This is a genomic window from Pseudomonas sp. DE0157 (assembly GCF_007678615.1).
GTDB lineage: Bacteria > Pseudomonadota > Gammaproteobacteria > Pseudomonadales > Pseudomonadaceae > Aquipseudomonas > Aquipseudomonas parafulva_B.
The window spans coordinates 1-1,805 of record NZ_VEJN01000034.1; the positions used below are offsets into that span (position 1 = coordinate 1).

General features: G+C 56.8%; 1 protein-coding gene. It reads right to left on the reverse strand.

Features of this window, described 5'->3' with window-relative positions; all coding sequences use genetic code 11:
• A partial coding sequence (locus tag FS777_RS21205; protein WP_372239226.1) for an immunoglobulin-like domain-containing protein occupies positions 1 to 1,805 on the reverse strand: 1,805 nt, incomplete at both ends.

Here is a 1,805-nt window from a genome sequence, read left to right on the forward strand (position 1 = left end):
TCTTTCAGGTGGAAGTACAACTCAGCGTGATTGTTGATCGGCAGACCGTCTTTGTTGGTCAGCGTCACGGTGTAGGTTATCTCGCCGCCTTCGGCGACCGAAGTCGAAGCGGTGAGCTTGGCCACAACTTCGTCGATGGTATCGGTGACTTTGACCGAAGCATCGTTGCCCAGTTGCAGGTTCTCGAAGGTGCGACCGCCAGCATCAGCTGCCGACTTGATGCCCAGGCTGATTTCGCCCGAGTCTTTGTAGACGTCGTCGCCTTGAGCGGCATGTTCGTAGGACACGGCAGTCTGACCAGCCTTGATGGTGACCTGAGCATTGTTGCTCAGGGTCACAACCAAGTCGTTGGCCAGGGCTTTGTTGATCTGAACAGTGAACGTCGGCTTGACGTTCTCAGCTACGGAGTTCTGGTCAGCGGTAATAGTGACCAGTACCAAATCGCCTTGGTTACCCGTGCCCGGGGTACCCGAACCTGGCTCGTCAGTTACTGTAGTGGTTACAACCTCATTGCCCAGCGTCAACTTCTCGAAGTTATCTCCACCCGAAACCGACTCTAGCTTGTTCACCAGAGCAGGCTGGCCACCCATATACACATCATCGCCAACGGCAATAGTAGTGCTGCCAGCGACGCTATTGGCTGGAATGGTGACTTTCGTCCCGTCAGTCAGCGTGAAAGTCAGTGCTCCATGTTGAGTAACAGGCAAGCCTTGAGCGTTGCTCAGAGTTACGGTGTAGGTAACTTGGCCACCCTCTGTAACAGTCGTCTTGTCCGCCGTAAGGGTTGCGATGACTTCGCTGATGGTGTCGGAAATTTCAACTGTTGCCGGGCCACCGATGACTAGGTTCTCGAACGTGGCGCCCGGGACGCTAGCGTCGGTCACACCTAGCGTGACGGAGCCTGGATCCTTGATGACATCGTCGCCTTGTGCGGCGAGCTTGTACTCGACCTCAGTCTTTCCAGCCTCGATGGTGACTTTGTCACCATTCGACAATGTGACAGTGAGCGGACGGTCCAAGGCTTGACTGACTTTGACCGTGAAGGACGGCTGCTGATCTTCGGTCACATTGCCGTTACTGACGATGCTAACGGTGACAGTGTCGATACTGTCGTTGATGACCGTGGAGGCTGGCGTGGGGTTTGCGGTCAGTTCTTCGAAGTTGCCGCCGGTGGCGCTGTCGATGGTCACGCTAACGGTGGAACCGTTGTTGTAGACGTCGTTGGCCGGGGTCTGGAAATCGATGCTGCCCTGGGTCTTGCCTGCTTCGACAGTGATGACCTGGCCGTTGGACAGGGTCACAGTCACTGGAGTCTGGGCCGGGTTGGTCAGGGTCACGGTGTAGGTGATGACGCCGCCTTCAGTGACCGAAGGATTCGCGGTCAGGGTCGCGGTAGTGGTGTCGATTGAATCATTGATCGTCGTTACGGCTGGCGTCGGATTAGGCGTCAGCTGCTCGAAGTTGCCGCCCGTAGCGCTGTCGATGGTCACACTAACGGTCGAGCCGTTGTTGTAGACGTCGTTGGCCGGGGTCTGGAAATCGATACTGCCCTGAGTCTTGCCAGCCTCCACAGTGATGACCTGGCCATTGGACAGGATCACAGTGACCGGAGTCTGAGCCGGATTGGTCAGGGTAACGGTGTAAGTGATGACACCGCCTTCGGTGACTGAAGGACTCGCGGTCAGGGTCGCGGTAGTGGTGTCGATCGAATCATTGATCGTCGTTACAGCTGGCGTCGGGTTAGGCGTTAGCTGCTCGAAGTTGCCGCCCGTGGCGCTGTCGATGGTCACACTAACGGTCGAGCC